This is a genomic window from Microcystis sp. M53603_WE2, from assembly GCF_030065435.1.
This window is the reverse complement of the sequence record NZ_JASJFF010000464.1, coordinates 1-1,272: the sequence shown is the minus strand read 5'-3', so window position 1 is coordinate 1,272 and position 1,272 is coordinate 1. Positions and strand designations below refer to the sequence as shown.

Annotated in this window: 1 protein-coding gene; it reads right to left on the bottom strand. The window is 44.3% G+C overall.

Annotated elements, in window-relative coordinates; all coding sequences use genetic code 11:
• Positions 1 to 106: 106 nt before the first annotated feature.
• The gene (locus PX481_RS09645) at positions 107 to 1,045 is read right to left on the bottom strand and encodes a choice-of-anchor I family protein (RefSeq protein ID WP_288094490.1); all 939 of its coding nucleotides are present in this window, start codon (positions 1,043 to 1,045) and stop codon (positions 107 to 109) included.
• Between the last annotated feature and the right edge of the window lie 227 nt (positions 1,046 to 1,272).

The following is a 1,272-nucleotide window of genomic DNA, read 5'->3' as shown; positions in this document are numbered from 1 at the left end:
TTCCGGGACTTTTTCCCTGAAAATTAGGTAATTTACCCGATGAAAATGGGTAAAACCCCACACCCCACACCCCACACCCTACACCCTGCCCCTAGGAAAAACTTTTTCAGCAGACCCTAATTAAATAGGTTTGTCCGGCGATGGTAACGGTGGCGATCGTATCCGGTTGGTATAAGCCAAAAACCGGCCAATTATTAATATTTACCCCTCCATCTCGATCGCTAGGGTCCAAACCATTACCTGGTGCGTTAAAATTTTTGGCTCCTAGGGGTACAATACTGGTGACTTGAGCGTTAGCAACATCGACTACGGCAACAGCATTATTTTCCTGTAGAGACACCCATGCAGTGGTTCCATCGTCGGAAACGGTGATGTATTCTGGTTCCACATCTTGGGCGACGGTTTTACCCGGAAAAATTCGCACTCCCGCTTGCTGGAGACTATCGATCTGACTATTAAAACTATCAAAAGTAGCGGTGTTGACCGTGGGATTGAGAATACCAGCACTAAGGTCAATAATACTAATCGAACCATCGGGATCGATCGCCCCTCTCGCTTCCCCTTCGTTAGCGACCAAAACCCGATTACCGTCAGGAGTAAAGGTTAACATATCTGGTAAAGCGCCCACAGTAACCTGACTCTGAAAGATACCATTAGTATTGAAAAAGACCACACTGCCGTTATTGGTAATCGGACTAGCTTCCATGGCCAGGGCCACGATACCCTTTTTGATGGCAACGCTGTTAACCCCCGCACCGTAGGGACTAAGATCGATCGAGGGTAAGGGAATTGGACTAGCGGGATTGCTGATATCGGCAATATCTAGACGATTATTGGGACCGATTACGAATAATTTGCGACTAGAGGGGTCATAAGCGGGAATTTCTGCCCCGAAGTTATTAGCAGCATTTGTACTATTGCCAAGACTGCTCAATCGGGTGATATTTAAAGCTGAGGCCGATTCGGTAACAATATTGATACTGCCAGCAATTGACAGCAAGGTTAATAAAAATTTCCAATGGTGACGATAGATAGGATGAATCATATTTTTAGCTGAAACCCTGCAAAAAAAGGCTAAACAATCGCATTTTTTCAGCCCCAAGTTAAAAGAAGATTAAACAAGAGGGAAATTAAGGATATCTTCAAAATTTGGACGAGAACAGTAAAAGCGAACTAGGAAAACGGGTTACTCGATCGATTTTTAGTTGAACGGCTCATTTACCGGAGTGATAACATGGTTTAGTATAAGCTCGATCAATATGGAATCAAGAC

Bases quoted from the DNA above. Each gene is read 5' to 3' on its own strand.
- PX481_RS09645 (WP_288094490.1), bottom strand. From the start codon at position 1,045: ATGATTCATCCTATCTATCGTCACCATTGGAAATTTTTATTAACCTTG.